Source organism: Pseudomonas sp. S32 (assembly GCF_016648095.1).
In the GTDB taxonomy this organism is placed as follows: Bacteria; Pseudomonadota; Gammaproteobacteria; order Pseudomonadales; family Pseudomonadaceae; genus Aquipseudomonas; species Aquipseudomonas parafulva.
Window position 1 is genome coordinate 22149 of sequence record NZ_JACVVF010000045.1, and the last position, 17022, is coordinate 39170.

The following is a 17022-nucleotide window of genomic DNA, read 5'->3' on the forward strand; positions in this document are numbered from 1 at the left end:
CGGACGATAGCTTCGGCTGTTCCATATTGGTCAATACAGGTAAAATTCCTGTTCAACTCAAGGTAGTCAACTCGTGAAAATTCTAGTAACAGGTGGTGCAGGCTTTATCGGTTCCGCAGTTGTGAGACATATCGTCACAAACACTGGCGATTCGGTTATTAATGTTGACAAACTTACTTATGCAGGCAACCTCGAGTCCCTTCAGTCTGTCGATCAACACTCACGCTACGCGTTCGAACACGTCGACATCTGCGACCGTGTTGAGCTGGATCGCGTGTTCCTCGAGCACCAGCCTGATGCCGTGATGCACTTGGCTGCCGAGTCTCACGTTGACCGCTCCATTTCAGGCCCGTCCGAATTCATCCAGACAAACATCATAGGCACCTACACCCTGCTTGAAGCCGCCAGGGGTTACTGGATGACGCTTGATGAGTCTCGTAAAGCAGCCTTCCGCTTCCACCATATCTCCACCGATGAGGTTTACGGCGACCTGGAAGGCCCAGAGGATCTGTTCACCGAAACTACGCCCTATCAGCCAAGTTCGCCTTACTCGGCCAGTAAGGCCAGCTCCGATCATTTGGTACGTGCCTGGACGCGTACTTATGGTCTGCCTACCATTGTTACCAACTGCTCGAACAACTACGGGCCTTTCCACTTCCCGGAAAAGCTGATTCCGCTCGTTATTCTGAACGCGTTGGAAGGTAAACCGCTACCGATTTATGGCAAAGGCGATCAGATCCGCGACTGGCTGTATGTTGAAGATCACGCCCGTGCGCTTTACAAAGTGGTCACCGAAGGTGAAGTGGGTGAAACCTACAATATCGGCGGCCACAATGAGAGACAGAACATCGAGGTGGTGCGCACGGTCTGCTCGTTGCTTGATGAATTGCGTCCGGATTCCAAATTCCGCCCTCATGTTGAACTGCTGACCTACGTTCAAGATCGTCCAGGCCACGATCTGCGTTACGCGATCGACGCCAGCAAGATCCAGCGCGAACTCGGCTGGGTTCCGGAAGAAACCTTCGAATCGGGTATTCGCAAGACCGTTCAATGGTATCTGGACAATCATGAGTGGGTGGCGCACGTGAAAAGCGGTAGCTACCAACAATGGATCGACAATAACTACGCCAAGCGTACAGGCCAAGCATGAGAATTCTGCTGCTCGGAAAAAACGGCCAGGTCGGCTGGGAGCTTCAACGCGCGCTGAGCGTGCTCGGTGAAGTTGTGGCACTCGATAGACACCCGGCCGACACACCCTATGGTCTGCTCAAAGGTGATCTTTCGGACCTAGAAGGCCTTAGGACCGCCATTCGCGCTGTTTCCCCCCAAGCGATTGTGAACGCAGCCGCCTACACGGCAGTGGACAAAGCTGAAAGCGAGCGCGACACAGCCCATCTTGTGAATGCCTTGGCTAGCCAGATAATGGCGGAGGAAGCCAAGCGCCTCGATGCATGGTTGGTTCACTACTCAACCGACTATGTTTTCGACGGCACGGGTACTACCCCGTGGAAGGAAACCGACAGCGTGGCGCCAGTTAACTTTTATGGCGCCACAAAGCTCGAAGGCGAACAGCTGATACAGGCCTCGGGCTGCAAGCACCTGATTTTCCGTACCAGCTGGGTGTACGCCGCACGGGGCAACAATTTCGCCAAGACGATGCTACGCCTGGCCAAGGAGCGTTCCGCACTCAATGTAATCGCTGACCAGGTAGGGGTGCCTACGGGGGCGGAGTTACTTGCGGATGTGGCTGTAGCTGCGCTGCAACAAGCGTGGCGTAAACCTGAGCTAAGCGGGGTCTACCACCTGGCGCCAACGGGCGAAACGACCTGGCATGCATATGCCAGCTATGTTATTGAGTTCGCACGGAGTCATGGCGAAGATCTCGTGGTCGAAGCCGTGAATCCGATTGCTACTACCGAGTACCCTACCCCGGCCAGTCGCCCGTTGAATTCACGCTTGGATACCGCCAAGCTTCGCAACTCTTTCACGCTGCACTTGCCTGACTGGCAAAGTGGTGTAACCCGTATGCTCATGGAAGCTCTGAACAAATGAACACAACCAATCGTAAAGGGATCATTCTGGCTGGTGGTTCCGGAACGCGTCTGCACCCCGCAACGCTTTCTGTTTCGAAGCAGCTCTTGCCTGTTTATGACAAGCCGATGATCTACTACCCGCTGGGCACCTTGCTGCTGGCAGGTATTCGCGACATTCTAATCATTTCTACCCCACAAGATACGCCGCGTTTCGAGCAGCTTCTTGGCGACGGCAGCCAGTGGGGCATCAACCTGACTTATGCCGTGCAGCCGAGCCCGGATGGCCTGGCGCAGGCCTTCACGATCGGTGCTGACTTCATCGGCAACGCCCCCTCGGCCCTGGTGCTAGGCGACAACATTTTCTACGGCCATGACTTCCAGTCGCTGCTGTTGAACGCAGGTCAGCGTGAAGCAGGTGCCTCTGTATTCGCCTACCACGTGCATGATCCGGAACGATACGGTGTAGCCGAATTTGACGAAACCGGCCGTGTACTATCGCTTGAAGAGAAGCCGAAAGTACCGAAGTCCAGCTACGCAGTGACCGGCCTGTATTTCTACGACAACCAGGTTGTGGATCTAGCGCGTGACCTTAAGCCGTCTGCTCGCGGCGAACTGGAAATCACCGACCTCAACAATCTTTACTTGCAACAGGAACAACTGCAGGTGGAGATCATGGGCCGTGGTTATGCATGGCTGGACACAGGTACTCACGACAGCTTGCTCGAAGCCAGCCAGTACATTGCAACCATGGAGCGCCGCCAAGGGTTGAAAGTGGCTTGCCCGGAAGAGATCTGCTTCCGCGCCGGCTGGATCAATGCTGAGCAGCTTGAGCGCCTAGCCCAGCCACTGCTCAAAAACGGCTATGGCCAGTACCTTCGTAACCTGCTTAATGAGAAGGTGTTCTAATGCACGCAACTCCTCTGGCCATCCCCGAAGTCTTACTGTTCACCCCTAAAGTGTTCGGCGACGAGCGTGGCTTCTTCTACGAAAGCTTCAATGCCAACGTATTCAGCGAATCCACCGGCCTGCGCCCGGATTTCGTACAGGACAACCATTCACGTTCTGTGAAGGGTGTTCTGCGCGGTCTGCATTACCAACTGCCACCGCACGCCCAAGGCAAACTGGTGCGTGTCGTGCAAGGTGAGGTCTTCGACGTAGCGGTCGATATCCGTCGGTCCTCCCCAACTTTCGGCAAGTGGGTGGGTGCGGTGCTTTCGGCAGAGAACAAAAACCAGCTGTGGATCCCGCCAGGATTCGCACATGGCTTTGTCACGCTGAGCGATACCGCCGAGTTCTTGTACAAGACTACAGACTTCTATTCGCCCGTCAGCGAGCGTTGCATTGCTTGGGATGATCCTGAGGTCGGTATCGATTGGCCGATTGACTTCACCCCTAGCCTGTCGGGTAAAGATCAACTTGGCGTAGCACTAGCCAGTGCTGAAGTGTTTGACTGACCATCGATGGGGTCAAGGCGTTGAAGCCTTGGCCCCGTGAGTGACTAAGGTGCGTAGTGAAGCTTGCTTTCTACGGACTCGAGCGCTGACAAATATGTGGTCGAATATCTCCAGCACACCTCAGAATAAATACCTTCCTTGTAGTCCATTTCCCAAAGATACTCCTATCACTCATTTGCCGTTGCGACCCTAGTTTCAGGCCCCTACTCTCGGGATGTCGCTGCACACCAGTGACACGGCTTTGACAGGCCGCAACGGTATTATGCACACAGCTCGCTTTCATGGCGGCTGTACGTGGGGCACGCTTGCGTGCGCCGGAACTTGCATAGTCCGCCGGTCTGTCAACCTACGTACAGCTGCCACCCTCTGTTTGACAGCAGACGGGAGCGGCCCGATTGGAAGGTACTATGCAATGCTAAAGATCGTCCCCGACCCACCCCACCAAATCCTCTCCCTGGAAGACACCTTGATCCAAGCCACGGACTACGCGCTCTGCGCAGCAACCGTCGCCCATCAGGCACTCCTACAACAGCCCAAGTCACCGGCATCGATTCTGATGATGGCATCCATGCATGAAATAGAGGCACTGCGTGCTCTGCTCGAGTCAGCGCTCATACAGGTACAGATGCCAAACGGAGCTGGAGCCGTGCACTGACGCACAGGTGTGTTGGCTGGGCGGGCCCTTCGCGGGCAAGCCCGGTCCCATTGACGGGTACGAAATGATCAAGGGGGGGTTGTACAGTGACTACTGCTAATCACGGCTCCACCGTCGGCAAGACCAAGTTCTACCAAGGCGAGCAGCAGACTCAACCGCTGTTCTGTATCGAACCGGGCATACCTTGCGAACACGCCCGTGCGCAAGCGTCGGAATTGATGGGTTATGCCCAGGAACTCACCATCAGCGGCTTGGTGGACGAAAACCCCAAGCTGGTCTGGGCAGCGTATTACCTGGGTGCACTGGCCAAGACGCTGATGGATGATGCGGAAGCTGGCATGGCTAACTAAGTATTCACCCGGTCGCCAGAATGCTTGAAAAACACCTGCAATAAAAAACCCCGTAAGCGCGGCAGTATCACGCTTACGGGGTTTATGGTTAGCCTGCCCTGCCGGGTGGCTGCCCCGTCACTTCACCTGTTCTGCAACGCCCAGCACATGTTTCTTGAGCACGGTCGCACTCTCGCTCCAGCGCAACCAAGGCATCTGCGCAGACAGCGGGTGAGCGTTTTTCTCAAACAGCTCTACCCACTCCGTCAGCGCCTTGGCCAAGGCTTCAGGCGCCTGGCCGTGGAAGTAGTAGGCATGGTCACCGGCCACCTCGCGGAACACCGGAATGTCCCGCGCGATGATCGGCAGCTTTTGCTGGGCTGCCTCGATCAGAGGCAAGCCAAAGCCTTCAGCTTCCGATGCCGCAACAAGTGCAGAACACGATGCATACAGGTGGTTGAGGTTGGTATCGCTCAACCCTTCCAGCCAGAACAGCCGCTGCCCCATCTCAGGGTGCGCACGCAAGTGCCCGGTCAGGCCTTCTACTGCCCACCCTTCCTTGCCCACCAGCACCAGGTTCAGGTCGCAGCCTTGCGCCCACAGCAATTCGAAAGCAGCCAGGGTCTGGTGGTGCCCTTTGCGGGGCTCCAGCGTACCCACCATGAGGAACGTCGGCGCTGCACCCAAGCGCGCCTCCAGGCCTGGGTCCAGGTCGGGTTTAGCGTCCAGCTCAGCGGGTGTTTCAATATCCGCGCCCAAGTGGAAATGCCCAATGGATGGCAGCAACTTCAGGCCTTCGTGCTGCTGGAGCCATTGTTTTACATCTACGGCAACCGCCGCGGATATGGCAATGACGCTGTCCGCATAGCGGCCAATGGAGCGCATCCAGTTGGTGAACGCGCCATCGATGCCCGGGTAGGCGAAGCGTGGGTGCAGCAGCGGGATCAGGTCGTACACCACGAAGTGGATGCTCACACCTGCGCGGCGCATGCGCTCGAGTTCGGAGTTGAATTCCGGGAACAGATGCGCGCTCAGGTCCAGGCCCAGGAAAACATCACCAACACTGTATTCCACCGGTTTTTCGTGGGCCGATGCAACATAGTCGTTGGCACCCGGGTAATTGCTGGCAATACGGTAGCCGTGGCCTGACACGCCGAACACTGGCACCACCTGGTAGTCTGTCCCCTCGGCCGCCTGAAATTCGCCAATCACGCGTTTAACGACGCGCTGGATGCCTGTTCTGGCATCACGGAAGTACAGTTCGGACACGTCCACCAGCAGTTTGCGTGGCGCGGTAGCGACCACACTGGGGTTTGCCTCACGCTGCACGCCCACCAGAGGATCCAGGTGCCTGCGCGCAAACAACAAGGCCTGCACGGTGGCGTCCAGGCGCCCGGAGATACGCCCCCAGCTGCGGTCCTGTATCCACTGTTCCTGCCGGGCAACCAGTTCGCCGGCCTTGGCGGGGCTGTCTTCCAGCTCGGCAATCGAAGCCACAATGTCGTCTGCCTGGCTACCGGACATGCGCCAAGTGGCCTCGGACAGGTCGGAGAAGATGTGGATAGGGCTGACCAGCACTGGTTTGAGCGTAGCCAGGCCAATGGTCACCGCAGCACTGGCACTCTCCTGGGTTTCTTTGTAGGGGAAGATGACGTAGTCGGCCGCACTGAGAATGCGCAGGCATTCCTGAATGGGCAGGTAGTCGGTAATCCAGTTGATGTTGTGCTCCACCTGCAGCTCTTCAGCGCGAGCGCGGTAGGCGTTGAGGGTTTGCTCACTGCGGGCATCCAGAATGGAGTGCAGGCCGATCATGCGCACGTTGCGGCCAGTGGCTCGCTCCAGCGGGCGAATGGTTTCGATCAGCGTATCGATGCCCTTGTGTGACAGGATGAAGCCGAAACAGGCGATGACCAGGTCGTGCTGGTCAATGCCCAGTTCCCCGCGTACCCCGTCAGCGCTGCCTGCAGGCAATGGCGACATTACGCCCAGGCCAATCATCATCACGTTGGCACTGAGCCCAAGCACCAGCAGGTTGTTGAGGTCTTCGGGCTTGTGCACGATGACCCGGTCGAGCTTGCCCAGTGCACGGATTGCAGTGTCAGACACCCTGTGATCTGCAATCAGGGGTTGAGTGGAGTGCAGCTCCAGAATCACTACTTTGCCTTGAGCATGCAGGGAGGCCAGGCGCTGGCAGATTTCTTCGTTGAGCGCGAACAGGCTGGGCTGGTGCTGCACGATAATCACATCCGCTGCCGCGCACGCATCGTTGCCCAACACATCGAACACCGCTTTGGCATCACCCAGCTTCCAGGCTGGCTGATACTCGACACCGTCCATTGGGGCGGTTCGCTCATCGCAATAGACGGTGATGTCGTAATGACTACGGTCAAATTCGCTCATCAGCGACTGGCTGTACTCCGCCACCCCGCATTTGGTCGCCCAAGGCCCCACAACCACGAGCTTGGCTTTGCCGCTCTGCACAGGCTCCTGGTTTTTCAGCCACTGGGCACTGGCCAGCACGGCCTGGGCGCTTTGCTCCCAGGTGTAGGCGCCGCGGATAAGCTCGATACCCTCACGCCTGCGCTGCTCCAGCCCGGCGTCACCGGCGAGCACTTTGTCATGCAACTCACGCATCTTGCGGCCGAGCGCTTCCTTGTCAGGCTCTACCCAGCACGAATTGGCGCTGCCCAGGTGGCTACCAGACTTGGCGAACAGGAACGGTATCAGCTCGGCAGTACGCAGGGTGCAGAAGTCAACATGGGCGCCAAAGCCGGTAACGATGACCGGAAGCCCAAGTGCCAGGGCTTCGGCGGCAGGCAGGTTGAAGCCTTCTCCGCGTGTAGGCAGCACAAGCGCTTGTGCCGACCGATACAGGCCGATGATGCCTTTGTCATCCATCGGGCTCTCGTCAACCACCACGGCAGGCAGGTTGCTGCGCCCTGCGGACAGTTCGTTCAACAGCTCGTGTACCCGGTTATGTGGGTTCGGGAACGTCTTGATGTACAGCTCTACGTTATCGTCACTGGTAAAAGCATTGAGGTAGCCTTCCAGCAATACATCAGGCCCTTTGCGTTCGAACATCGACGAGATATGCAGGAAGCGTAGTGGCTTGCCGGCTGCAGGACGCAATGTCTCGATTGGCGGTTCGTCATTGCCGATGATGTGGTCTACGCCCATCGGGCAAACGAAGACCGGAAGACGGCAGCCGGAATCCTGAAGCACCTTTTTCACGAACGAAGCGGCCACGATCACGCCGTCGAAATGCTCGTTCAGGAAGGTGACAGTGTCGAAAGGTATAGCGGTTTCTTCCCAGAAAAACACAACCATGCGCATGCCGGCAGCTTGCAGGTCAGTGATCATCGGGTAGTGGTGAACGATGGACAGCACGTCGCTTTCCAGTTCGCCTTCCAGGGTGTTGCCCACCGCTTGGGTCAGGCCCTTCTGGCGTTCGGGAATATCGATCGGGTTGTCATAGGCCTTGCCATGGTATGGCTGAAACGCCAGCCGGCCTTCGAGCAGGTCGAACATGGCCAGCCCCAGCCCGCGGTTGACGATGGCCAGGCTATAGTGCCCTTCAATATGGCCAGTCATGCGCACACTGTTGAAGCCCGCTGCATGCGGTTGGTCTCGCAGGTACATGGCTTCTGGCAGCAAGGGTGCCTTGGGGTACACGGCGAAGCTGACGCGCGAGTAATCCACACCGGTGAAACTCGCACTCGGCATGCCGGGTGTGGCCATGGGCTGAACCAGCAAGCCACGGTTTTGCGCGAACAGCTTGAGGCGGTGGTGTACGCCGGGGAAGCGGCGCAATACGCGGTTGACGTTGGTGCGCAAGGTGGGGTTGCGCAATACCGCACCGAGGGTTTTGAGCGCAGCTGGGCGCACGGCGGCCTTGGCACTGTCCAGCAGGGTGCGTGCTTCACGCTCACGCAACATCTGCTCGATGGCCCCAAGCCGCTGGTCCAGTTGATTGATGCTGCTGCCCAGCACCTCGATGTCGCCTTTTAGCTGTTGCTGGAAGGTGCGGTCACGGCCAGCACGGTCGTCCAGGCTATCGACATCTTTTTTGAGCTGGAAAAATTCGGACTGGAAACGGTCGATGCTGTGGGCAAACTCGACGTTCACTTCACGCACCTGTTCCAGCGCGGCGTGGTTGCTGCTGGTGGCTTCATCTAGCGCATCAAAGTGTGCCTGAAGCTTACCTTCGTAGCGCTCTGCCAGGCTGTCGAGGGTAACCCCATACTCCCGGCTGAAGGCGCTGTCAAACTCGGCCAAGGTGGTTGCGGGCGCAGCCTTCTGAGCGACCACGGCGTAATCCTGGCTCACGCCATGGAATACGTTAAGCATCTGCATGTCTTCAACTGCCGGGATGGGCGTTGGTTCTTGCAGACGCATAACGGTATTGCGGCCGAACCCTTCGTACTCCACCAGGAAGCTCAGCAACAGGCTGGGAACCGGGCGTTCGTGGGACGGGTCGAGGTAGAAATTGTTAGTGCCTACCACCAGGTTTTCGGCGTTGGGTGTTTCCAGAATGAGCAAGCCGCCTGGCACCAGCACACGCAGGGCTTCGGCCACCAGCGTTTGCAGGCTGTTGAACGGAATATGCTCAGCCAGGTGGAAGCCCGAAACCAGTACCTGGCTGTTATCAGGCAACGACTGGAGTTTGCCTACGGCGTCGGTGTTCTCAACACTGAAGCCGTTGATACGGCACGCTTCAAGCATGCCGTCATCAAGGTCGACACCGGCTACGGCAAAGCCCTGGCGCGCCAACAGGCTCATCCATTCACCCCTGCCACAGCCCAGGTCGATGGCCTTGCGTGCCTGATCAAGGCCCAGCAAAGGCTCGAGGAAGGGCTGGTACACCTGCAACCTCTCGGTAATCAGCTCCGCCGACCCGCGGTAGCGGTCCTCGAAAGCGCGATAGAAAGGTTTTTTCACCGAATACACTCCACAGCTGTAGGCACCCACGCCATTCCGACAAATTGAGGCTTCGAGGTATTCACCACATTGAATACCAGGGCAAGGTCTCGCCACTCATAATTAGTGCCGATATGCACATCGTTGGCATGCAATGCCACGGCCACCGAATAAGAGCCGGGGCCCAGGTTCATATCGAAGGCGAAACGAAACTCGACCTTTTCATTGGCTGCCAGCGTTTTCATCGCCTGGCCCAGGTGATGGGTATTGGTACCGTAGACGTGCTGGCCCAGGCGGTCCTTGATGACGTAGCCCACTACCAGTTCTGGTATGGCTTCGTGGGTTTCAACCTGCACACTCAGTGTGACCGGGTCACCCACCGCCACGAACTCCACCGCTTGCCCGACCGCATCGTAAAGCGCTACCGCTTCAATGGTCGCCTCGCCACTGCCGGACTGGGTCTGCATGCTGCCGTCAGCAAGCTCTTTTACCTGGACGGTGCTGTTTTCTTTCTCGGCGATCAGCGCGTTGTAGTAGTCCATCACCTGCTCAGGTGGGCCGTCCTTGATGATCGAGCCGTTCTCGAGCAGCAGCGCACGGCTGCACAACGACTGAATGGCACCACGATCGTGCGAGACAATGAGCAACGAAGTGCCTTGGCGCTGGAATTCGCGAATGCGCTCGAAGCTCTTGTGCTGGAAGTAACTGTCCCCCACCGACAACGCTTCGTCGACAATCAGGATTTCTGGCCTGAACGCAGTGGCAACGGCAAACGCTACGCGCATCTGCATACCGCTGGAATAGGTGCGGACCGCTTCGTCGAAGTATTCGCCGATTTCCGCGAACGCCTCGATGTCATCGATTGCGCCTTCGATCTTCTCGGCACTGAAGCCCATCAGGCCCGCCGCATGGTACACATTCTGGCGGCCGGTCAGCTCAGGGTTGAAGCCCATGCCCAGTTCCAGAATCGCAGCGATCCGGCCGTTGACATGCACCTGCCCCTGGGTGGGCTGCAACGTCCCGGTGATCATCTTCAACAGGGTAGACTTGCCGGCGCCGTTCTGGCCGATAATGCCGATGGCTTCACCTGGCTCAATGGCAAAGTTGATATGCCGAAGCACCCAATGCTCGCTGGACGCACCGACCGGCAGGTAAAACCAGGTGGCGATGCGCTGCCACTCGGAACGGTAGGTTTTATAAGCCTTGCCAACATCACTTACCGATAACAGGCTCATAGTACGTCCACCATTTCAGGAACCGAGCGACGGAACAGGAACAAGCCAAGCAGCAACAAGCCCAACGAGATGCAGACCATGGTGACCACCTGGCTGAAATCCGGTGCCTTGGCGTACACCAGCACATCGTGATAGGCCGTAACGATAGGGTACATGGGGTTGTAGGTCAGCGTGCCCCGCAGGTAATCCGGGATCACGTTGACCATGTAAACGATCGGCGTGAACCAGAACAGCACCTGCAGAATAATGGGCACCACCTGGCCGATGTCCCGCAGAAACACGTTGAGAATACCCAGCACCAGGCCAATGCCAACCGACAGCGCCACAACGATCATCACCAGTGGGATCAACCAGAATACCTGGGCGGTTGGGTAATGGCCCAAGAGTGCGAAAACAGTCATTACCGCCAGGAACAGCAAGGCGTTATTGAGCAGGCACGACCCCACCACGATGACGGGCAGCGTGATGCGCGGGAAGCGCATCTTTTTCATGATGTTGCCCTGCTCTATGAAAAGCGTGAGGCAGCGGCTGACGATTTCGGAAAACAGGTTCCAGGCCAGGATGCCTGCCATCAGGTACAAGGCGTATGCATATTTGTTGTCGATGCCGGGCAGCTTGGCTGCCAGGACATTGGAGAGGATCAATGCATAGATCGCAACCTGGGCTAGCGGGTGAATGATCATCCATAGCCCACCAAGCTTGCTGCGCGCGAAGCGTGAAACGAATTCATTCTTGATGGACGAGATAATGAAGCCACGGTAGCTCCACACGCCCTTGATCATGCCAAACATAACTAACCTCGGATTAGGGCGGCGATGCGCGAAACCTGTTCGTTGACCAGAGCTTCATCCCCCCGGCTTTCAACGTTCAAGCGCAGCAGCGGCTCGGTGTTGGAACCACGCAGGCTGAAGCGCCAGTCGGCGAACTCCACGCTGATGCCGTCGGTGCGGTCGACGGTGGGGTTTTGCGGCAGGTAATGGGCCAGGATCTTTTCGATAGTGCCTTTTACATCTGCCACCTCGTAGTTGATCTCGCCGCTGCACGGGAACTTGGCGATTCGCTCATCTACCAACTGGGCAAGGGTTTTGCCGGTAACGCTCATCAGCTCAGCCACCAACAACCATGGGATGTTGCCGCTGTCGCAGTAGGCGAAGTCGCGGAAGTAGTGGTGGGCGCTCATTTCACCGCCGTACACGGCGTCTTCGGCGCGCATGCGCTCTTTGATGAAGGCATGGCCGGTCTTGCTCTGGATGGCGACGCCACCGGCCGCTTCAACCTGCTCGATGGTGTTCCAGGTCAGGCGCGGGTCGTGGATGATCTTGCTGCCTGGGTGTTTGGCCAGCAGCATTTCGGCCAGCAGGCCCACCACGTAGTAGCCCTCGATGAAACGGCCTTTGTCGTCGAAGAAGAAGCACCGGTCGAAGTCACCGTCGAAGGCGATACCCATGGCGGCCTGGGTATCCAGCACTGCCTGGCGGGTCAAATCCCGGTTTTCAGGCAGCAGCGGGTTGGGGATGCCGTTGGGGAAATTGCCGTCCGGCTCGCCGTTGATGATGGTGATATCCAGCGGCAGGCGTGCCTTGAGCAGTTCGATCACAGGCCCAACCGCACCGTTGCCCGGGTCGGCCAGCACCTTCAGCGGCTTGAGCGATGCCACGTTTACGTAGGTGAGCAAGTGGTCGATGTAGGCCGTCTTATCGAACGCTTCGCGCACACTCCCGGCAGTTGCTGCAGGCTCACCCAAGTCACCTGCTTCGACACGCTGGCGAATGTCGTTCAGCCCGGTGTCGCCGCTGATCGGGCGCGACTGCTCGCGCACCAGCTTCATGCCGTTGTAACCCTTGGGGTTATGGCTGGCAGTAATCATCACGCCGCCATCGGCCCGGTGATGGCTGGTAGCGAAATACACTTCCTCGGTACCGCACAGGCCGATATCGATCACGTCGGCCCCACCTTCGGTCAGGCCCTTGATCAAGGCCAGGGACAAACCCGGGCTCTCCAGGCGCATGTCGCGCCCCACCACATAAGCGCGGCCGCCAAGCTGGGCCACCAGTGCGCGGCCAATACGGTAGGCCACGTCATCATTGAGGTCGGCAGGCACTTGGCCGCGGATGTCGTAGGCTTTGAAACAACGGGTCTGAATAGGTGGGTACATGGGTCTCACTCGGTGCGTTGACGCCTTGGCGTCAACGATCTGAACAGGGGTAGCCGGCGATGGGGGCGACCGAAGACCGGCCCGGTGCCAGGAATGGCAACGACGGGCCGACGGGAGAGCCTGGACTCAGGCGTCGCAACGACCGTAGTTGTCCTCGAAGCGGACGATGTCGTCTTCGCCGAGGTAGTCGCCGCTTTGTACTTCGATGAGCACCAGGTCGATCACGCCTGGGTTTTGCAACCGGTGCTGGTGGCCGGCGCGGATGAACGTGGACTCGTTGGTGTTGAGCATCAGTTCCTTGTCATCGTTGACCACCACGGCCATGCCGCTGACCACAATCCAGTGCTCGCTGCGGTGGTGGTGCATTTGCAGGGACAGGGATGCCTTTGGCTTGACCACGATGCGCTTGATCTTGAAGCGGTCGCCGTCTTCCAGCGTGGTGTAGGTACCCCATGGGCGGTGCACGGTGCGGTGCAGCAGGTGTGCAGAGTGGCCATCGCCTTTCAGGCGCTTGACGATATGTTTCACGTCTTGAGCGTGGTCTTTATGGGCGATCAGCAGGGCGTCGGGGGTGTCGACCACCAACAGGTCCTGTACACCGACCAGCGCCGCCAGGCGATCTTCAGTGCTGACGTAGTTGTTGCTGGAACCGTGCGCGACCACTTCGCCTTCGAAGCGGTTGCCGGCTTCGTCTGGCGGGGTAAGTTCGCTGACCGCGTTCCAGGAGCCGATATCGCTCCAGCCGATGTCGCACGGAATGGTGGCCACCTTGCGGGAGCGCTCCATCAGGGCGTAGTCGATGGAAATATCCGGGACGTTGGCGAAGGTGTCTGCGTCCAGGGCAAGGCAGCTGTAGCCTTTGCCCGTAGTCTGGCGCGACGCTTCAAGGGTGAGTTGCACGGCTTCGAGCACATCGGGCGCGTGGGCCTTGAACTCGTCGATGACCGTGCCTACCTGGAAGCAGAACATGCCGGCGTTCCAGAAGTAGTTGCCAGCTGCCACGTAGGCCTCTGCGGTGGGGGCGTCGGGCTTTTCGACAAAACGTGCCACCTTCAGCCCACCGTCCAGCGCGCCATCTGCAGCCGCCTCGATGTAACCGAAGCCTGTTTCAGGGTACTGGGGCTTGATGCCGAATGTGACCAGCCAGCCCTGCTCGGCCAGGTGCACAGCCTTGCTGACCGCCTGGGAGAAAGCAGCTTCGTCCTGGATAAGGTGGTCGGCTGCAAGCACCAGCATGTAGGCCTGGGGACCGTGAGCCTGATGCAGTTGCAACGCTGCGGCGGCCACAGCGGCGGCGGTGTTGCGGCCAAACGGCTCAAGGATGTAGCCCTGAGGGTGGCCTTGGGTATTGATCGCGCGGTATTCGTCTTCGGTCTTGAACAGCAGTTCGCGATTGGTAACGGTAAGCACTTCAGCAACGCCGTCGAGCTTGGACGCGCGCAGGAAGGTCTTCTGAATGAGGTTTTGCCCATCAGGCAAGGTCATGAACGGCTTTGGGTGAGCCTCACGGGAAACTGGCCACAAACGGCTGCCAACGCCACCGGATAGAATTACCGGGATCAATTCCATATTCGGGTCCTTAACAGCCACTTGATGATCATTGACAAGTGACCGGCATGAGTCTTAATTCTGATCGGCACTGCGCACAGTGCAACGTCGCTAAGTTACGCGCCCAGCGTGTGTAATCCCTGGCTATCCATAGGCTCAAGACGCAAGCATCATCGGGCAAGAATACCAGAGAAACCGCTTTGTAGCTTGCACTGCGCCTGCAACCTGTGCGGGCTGCGAGCCTTGTTTATGCAAGCATTTCGCCTGGGCCGGCGAAGGCTGATGATCCGTGGTGACTATCAGACAGCACCTGCCGTCATCGTTCCCTGCGCAGGGCGCTTATGTTGCGATTTTTACCTTGGTCGGCCAGCCTAGCGCCAGCAAACGCTGACGCAGCGCCCTTGCAAGTTGCTTCCTGGCTTTGCTCTCTCCATGCACGAGCACGACTTCCTCAGATTTAGCAGAGAGGCCGGTGGCAAACGCCACTAACCCAGCCTGATCAGCATGCCCCGAATATCCCTTCAAGATGGTGACCTTGGCCCTCACTTCATACCCCTCCCCCTCCAGATCAACCTGCCCAACGTCGTTGGAGCCCTCAGAGGCCTGTATCACCGCCCCTGGCGTACCCCTGGCCTGATACCCAACGAACATCACCTCATGCCGCCGATCGCCAAGCATGGCCTTGAGGTAATTGACGATTCGCCCACCGGAGCACATACCGTTGCCGGCGATCACGATGGCCGGGCGACCGGTGCTTTTCAGATAGTTGACCACCTGTTGGTGGCGGGCATGGGTATCCACGCAGATCAGCTGACCGAAGGCCAGCGGGTCACGGCCGGCAGCACGCCGCGCCCTCGCCTCTTCATTCCAGAATGCATGTAGTTCTCGATACACGGCCGTGATGCGCTGGGCCAACGGCGAGTCGAGGATGATGGGCAGTTGCGACCAATCGACGGGCTCGCCGGCTGGAGAACCGCCTGCACTGCCCAACAGCGCTTTGCGGTGCAGCACCTCTTCCAATTCGTAGAGCAGCTCTTGGGTACGGCCCAGGCTGAAAGCCGGGATCAGAATGGTGCCCTGGTCTGCCAATGCCCGGTCGATAGCTGCTTCCAGCCTGCGTACACGGTCGCTGGGGTGCGGGTTCAGGCGGTCGCCGTAGGTGCTTTCCAGCACCAGCACATCTGCCCGCTCCGGGGGCTGCAGTGGGCGCAGCAACGGGTTGTTGCCCGCGCCAAGGTCGCCTGAGAACACATAACGCCGGCTGGCCTGGCCGTACTGGATATCGCATTCCACGTAGGCCGAACCCAGCAAGTGGCCTGCGCGCTGCAGGCGAACCCGGCAGATTATGTCGGGCTGCTCCAGCACTGGGTGCCATTGTTCAAATGGCAGTGGCACCAGCAGGGTGCTCACCAATTCAAGGTATGTGGACACATGGGCAGGGTCGCTGCTGATACCCAGCCTGTAGGCGTCTTCAAGTACGAGTGGCAGCAGCTTGGCAGAGGGCTCGCTGCACAGTATCGGCCCGCGATAACCCGCGGCGAGCAGTGCGGGGATGCGGCCAACGTGGTCGAGGTGCACATGGGTGATGATCAGCGCGCAGACGCCCTTGATATCGAATGTGAGCGCTGCGGGGTCCGCCTGCGGTATGGCATCGGGGCCCTGCTCCAGGCCACAGTCGACCAGCAGGCTTACACCGGTAGCAAGGTGCAGTTGGTGACACGAGCCGGTGACACCACGGACTGCACCATGGTGGAAGAGGGTTGGGAATTCCATGCGGAGCGCGCTCGCTGGGGCCGAAAACGAAGGGGGCAATTACTCCATTTCAGCCAGCGCATGCAAAGGTGGGCGTTTCCTAAAAGATGGTAGGAAATTTCCTTAATTACCGTTCAGGGCAGCTTCGCGGGCTGATGCCCTGATCTTGCGTTTGCTGCGTTGTACGCCGTACGCACCCAACAGTGGGCCGATTGCCAAGCCTACGACCAGAGCGGCCAGCACCACGACAGCGACCGGCACAGCGGGGGCCGTCCAGCTGAACAGGGTAAGGGCTACGACCTGCTGGTTTTCCAGCACGAAAAACAGCACCACGGCTGCCAGCAGCAGCACGAACAGTAGAGTAAAGGCGCGCTTCAGGTTACGCATTGTATGGCTCCTTGGTTGATCAGGCTTCGGCTTCGTCTTCTTCGTTTACCCGATCACGCAATTCCTTGCCGGGCTTGAAGTGCGGGACGAACTTGCCTTCGAGGCTGACCGACTGGCCGGTCTTGGGGTTGCGGCCTACGCGCGGCGCGCGATAGTGCAGCGAGAAGCTGCCAAAGCCGCGAATTTCAATGCGGTCGCCGGTAGCAAGGCATTGTGACATCTGCTCAAGCATGGTCTTGATGGCCAGCTCTACGTCCTTGGACGAAAGCAGCCCTTGATGGGTGACAATACGTTCGATCAGCTCCGACTTCGTCATATTTTTCCCTTCGTTATCAAGCAGCTAGATCATTGCTTAATCAGGTTGTAGCACGCATGGAGGGATTTGAACAGGGTGGTTCTTGACTTAATAAAAAAATTCAAGATTGGAACTTTACGATATTGCTCTTGCGGGTTAGGGGTTGGGGGTGGCGCCGGGGTGTATGGCGGGCGAGTTGCGGTGGCTGGGAGATCGAGCGCCGCCTGCGCGGCGCATCGCGAGCTGCGCTCGCTCCTACGTT

At 58.5% G+C, this 17022-nt stretch carries 15 protein-coding genes; 6 read left to right on the forward strand and 9 right to left on the reverse strand.

The genetic code is table 11. The features are described from left to right. The first annotated feature begins 73 nt into the window (after positions 1-73). The 6 genes from rfbB (at position 74) to IAE38_RS19550 (ending at position 4492) form a co-directional block, all read left to right on the forward strand. On the forward strand, positions 74-1150 hold the full coding sequence (gene rfbB / locus IAE38_RS19530; protein ID WP_201218801.1) for a dTDP-glucose 4,6-dehydratase: 1077 nt from the start codon (positions 74-76) through the stop codon (positions 1148-1150). Further along, positions 1147-2052, forward strand: coding sequence for a dTDP-4-dehydrorhamnose reductase (gene rfbD / locus IAE38_RS19535; RefSeq protein ID WP_201218802.1), 906 nt, complete (start codon positions 1147-1149; stop codon positions 2050-2052). The genes rfbB and rfbD overlap by 4 nt, the downstream gene beginning before the upstream one ends. Then, the gene (rfbA, locus tag IAE38_RS19540) at positions 2049-2939 is read left to right on the forward strand and encodes a glucose-1-phosphate thymidylyltransferase RfbA (RefSeq protein ID WP_201214097.1); all 891 of its coding nucleotides are present in this window, start codon (positions 2049-2051) and stop codon (positions 2937-2939) included. Before rfbD ends, rfbA begins: the two co-directional genes overlap by 4 nt. Then, a complete protein-coding gene (rfbC, locus tag IAE38_RS19545; RefSeq protein WP_201218803.1) occupies positions 2939-3487 on the forward strand; it encodes a dTDP-4-dehydrorhamnose 3,5-epimerase in 549 nt (182 codons plus the stop codon). The genes rfbA and rfbC overlap by 1 nt, the downstream gene beginning before the upstream one ends. A 412-nt stretch (positions 3488-3899) precedes the next feature. Then, positions 3900-4142 (forward strand): hypothetical protein, encoded by a 243-nt coding sequence (locus tag IAE38_RS23960; protein WP_236404209.1) that lies wholly within the window; start codon positions 3900-3902, stop codon positions 4140-4142. Between the two features lie 86 nt (positions 4143-4228). Then, entirely contained in the window at positions 4229-4492 is a 264-nt protein-coding gene (locus IAE38_RS19550; RefSeq protein WP_201218805.1) for a DUF3077 domain-containing protein, read from the forward strand. Between the two features lie 117 nt (positions 4493-4609). Here IAE38_RS19550 and IAE38_RS19555 read toward each other — a convergent pair whose 3' ends face one another. From IAE38_RS19555 to IAE38_RS23965, 9 genes are all read right to left on the reverse strand, one after another. Beyond that, a complete protein-coding gene (locus IAE38_RS19555) occupies positions 4610-9409 on the reverse strand; it encodes a glycosyltransferase (protein WP_201218807.1) in 4800 nt (1599 codons plus the stop codon). Continuing rightward, positions 9406-10623 carry an ABC transporter ATP-binding protein gene (locus IAE38_RS19560; RefSeq protein ID WP_201218809.1) on the reverse strand — a complete coding sequence of 406 codons (1218 nt, stop codon included), beginning with the start codon at positions 10621-10623 and terminating at the stop codon, positions 9406-9408. Before IAE38_RS19560 ends, IAE38_RS19555 begins: the two co-directional genes overlap by 4 nt. Then, a complete protein-coding gene (locus IAE38_RS19565) occupies positions 10620-11414 on the reverse strand; it encodes an ABC transporter permease (RefSeq protein WP_201214106.1) in 795 nt (264 codons plus the stop codon). Before IAE38_RS19565 ends, IAE38_RS19560 begins: the two co-directional genes overlap by 4 nt. Before the next feature lie 2 nt (positions 11415-11416). After that, positions 11417-12778: a phosphomannomutase gene (locus IAE38_RS19570; RefSeq protein WP_201218811.1), complete on the reverse strand. Its 1362-nt coding sequence runs from the start codon at positions 12776-12778 to the stop codon at positions 11417-11419. 126 nt (positions 12779-12904) lie between these two features. Next, positions 12905-14347 carry a mannose-1-phosphate guanylyltransferase/mannose-6-phosphate isomerase gene (locus IAE38_RS19575; protein WP_201164728.1) on the reverse strand — a complete coding sequence of 481 codons (1443 nt, stop codon included), beginning with the start codon at positions 14345-14347 and terminating at the stop codon, positions 12905-12907. Positions 14348-14665: 318 nt separating this feature from the next. Then, a complete protein-coding gene (locus IAE38_RS19580; protein ID WP_201218813.1) occupies positions 14666-16099 on the reverse strand; it encodes an MBL fold metallo-hydrolase in 1434 nt (477 codons plus the stop codon). Positions 16100-16201: 102 nt separating this feature from the next. After that, complete coding sequence (locus IAE38_RS19585) at positions 16202-16465, reverse strand: lipopolysaccharide assembly protein LapA domain-containing protein (RefSeq protein ID WP_201214110.1); 264 nt, start codon at positions 16463-16465, stop codon at positions 16202-16204. Positions 16466-16484: 19 nt separating this feature from the next. After that, positions 16485-16781 (reverse strand): integration host factor subunit beta, encoded by a 297-nt coding sequence (gene ihfB, locus IAE38_RS19590; protein ID WP_003252675.1) that lies wholly within the window; start codon positions 16779-16781, stop codon positions 16485-16487. A 29-nt stretch (positions 16782-16810) separates the two neighbouring features. Further along, positions 16811-17022, reverse strand: a 212-nt coding sequence (locus tag IAE38_RS23965) for a hypothetical protein (protein ID WP_236404210.1), incomplete at its 5' end; no start/stop codon positions are given.

Excerpts from the sequence above, each read along its gene's own strand:
- rfbD (WP_201218802.1), top strand. The coding sequence starts at position 1,147 with ATGAGAATTCTGCTGCTCGGAAAAAACGGCCAGGTCGGCTGGGAGCTT.
- rfbC (WP_201218803.1), top strand. The coding sequence starts at position 2,939 with ATGCACGCAACTCCTCTGGCCATCCCCGAAGTCTTACTGTTCACCCCT.
- IAE38_RS19565 (WP_201214106.1), bottom strand. The coding sequence starts at position 11,414 with ATGTTTGGCATGATCAAGGGCGTGTGGAGCTACCGTGGCTTCATTATC.
- IAE38_RS19580 (WP_201218813.1), bottom strand. The coding sequence starts at position 16,099 with ATGGAATTCCCAACCCTCTTCCACCATGGTGCAGTCCGTGGTGTCACC.
- IAE38_RS19560 (WP_201218809.1), bottom strand. The coding sequence starts at position 10,623 with ATGAGCCTGTTATCGGTAAGTGATGTTGGCAAGGCTTATAAAACCTAC.
- IAE38_RS19575 (WP_201164728.1), bottom strand. The coding sequence starts at position 14,347 with ATGGAATTGATCCCGGTAATTCTATCCGGTGGCGTTGGCAGCCGTTTG.
- ihfB (WP_003252675.1), bottom strand. The coding sequence starts at position 16,781 with ATGACGAAGTCGGAGCTGATCGAACGTATTGTCACCCATCAAGGGCTG.
- IAE38_RS19570 (WP_201218811.1), bottom strand. The coding sequence starts at position 12,778 with ATGTACCCACCTATTCAGACCCGTTGTTTCAAAGCCTACGACATCCGC.
- IAE38_RS19585 (WP_201214110.1), bottom strand. The coding sequence starts at position 16,465 with ATGCGTAACCTGAAGCGCGCCTTTACTCTACTGTTCGTGCTGCTGCTG.
- rfbA (WP_201214097.1), top strand. The coding sequence starts at position 2,049 with ATGAACACAACCAATCGTAAAGGGATCATTCTGGCTGGTGGTTCCGGA.
- IAE38_RS23960 (WP_236404209.1), top strand. The coding sequence starts at position 3,900 with ATGCTAAAGATCGTCCCCGACCCACCCCACCAAATCCTCTCCCTGGAA.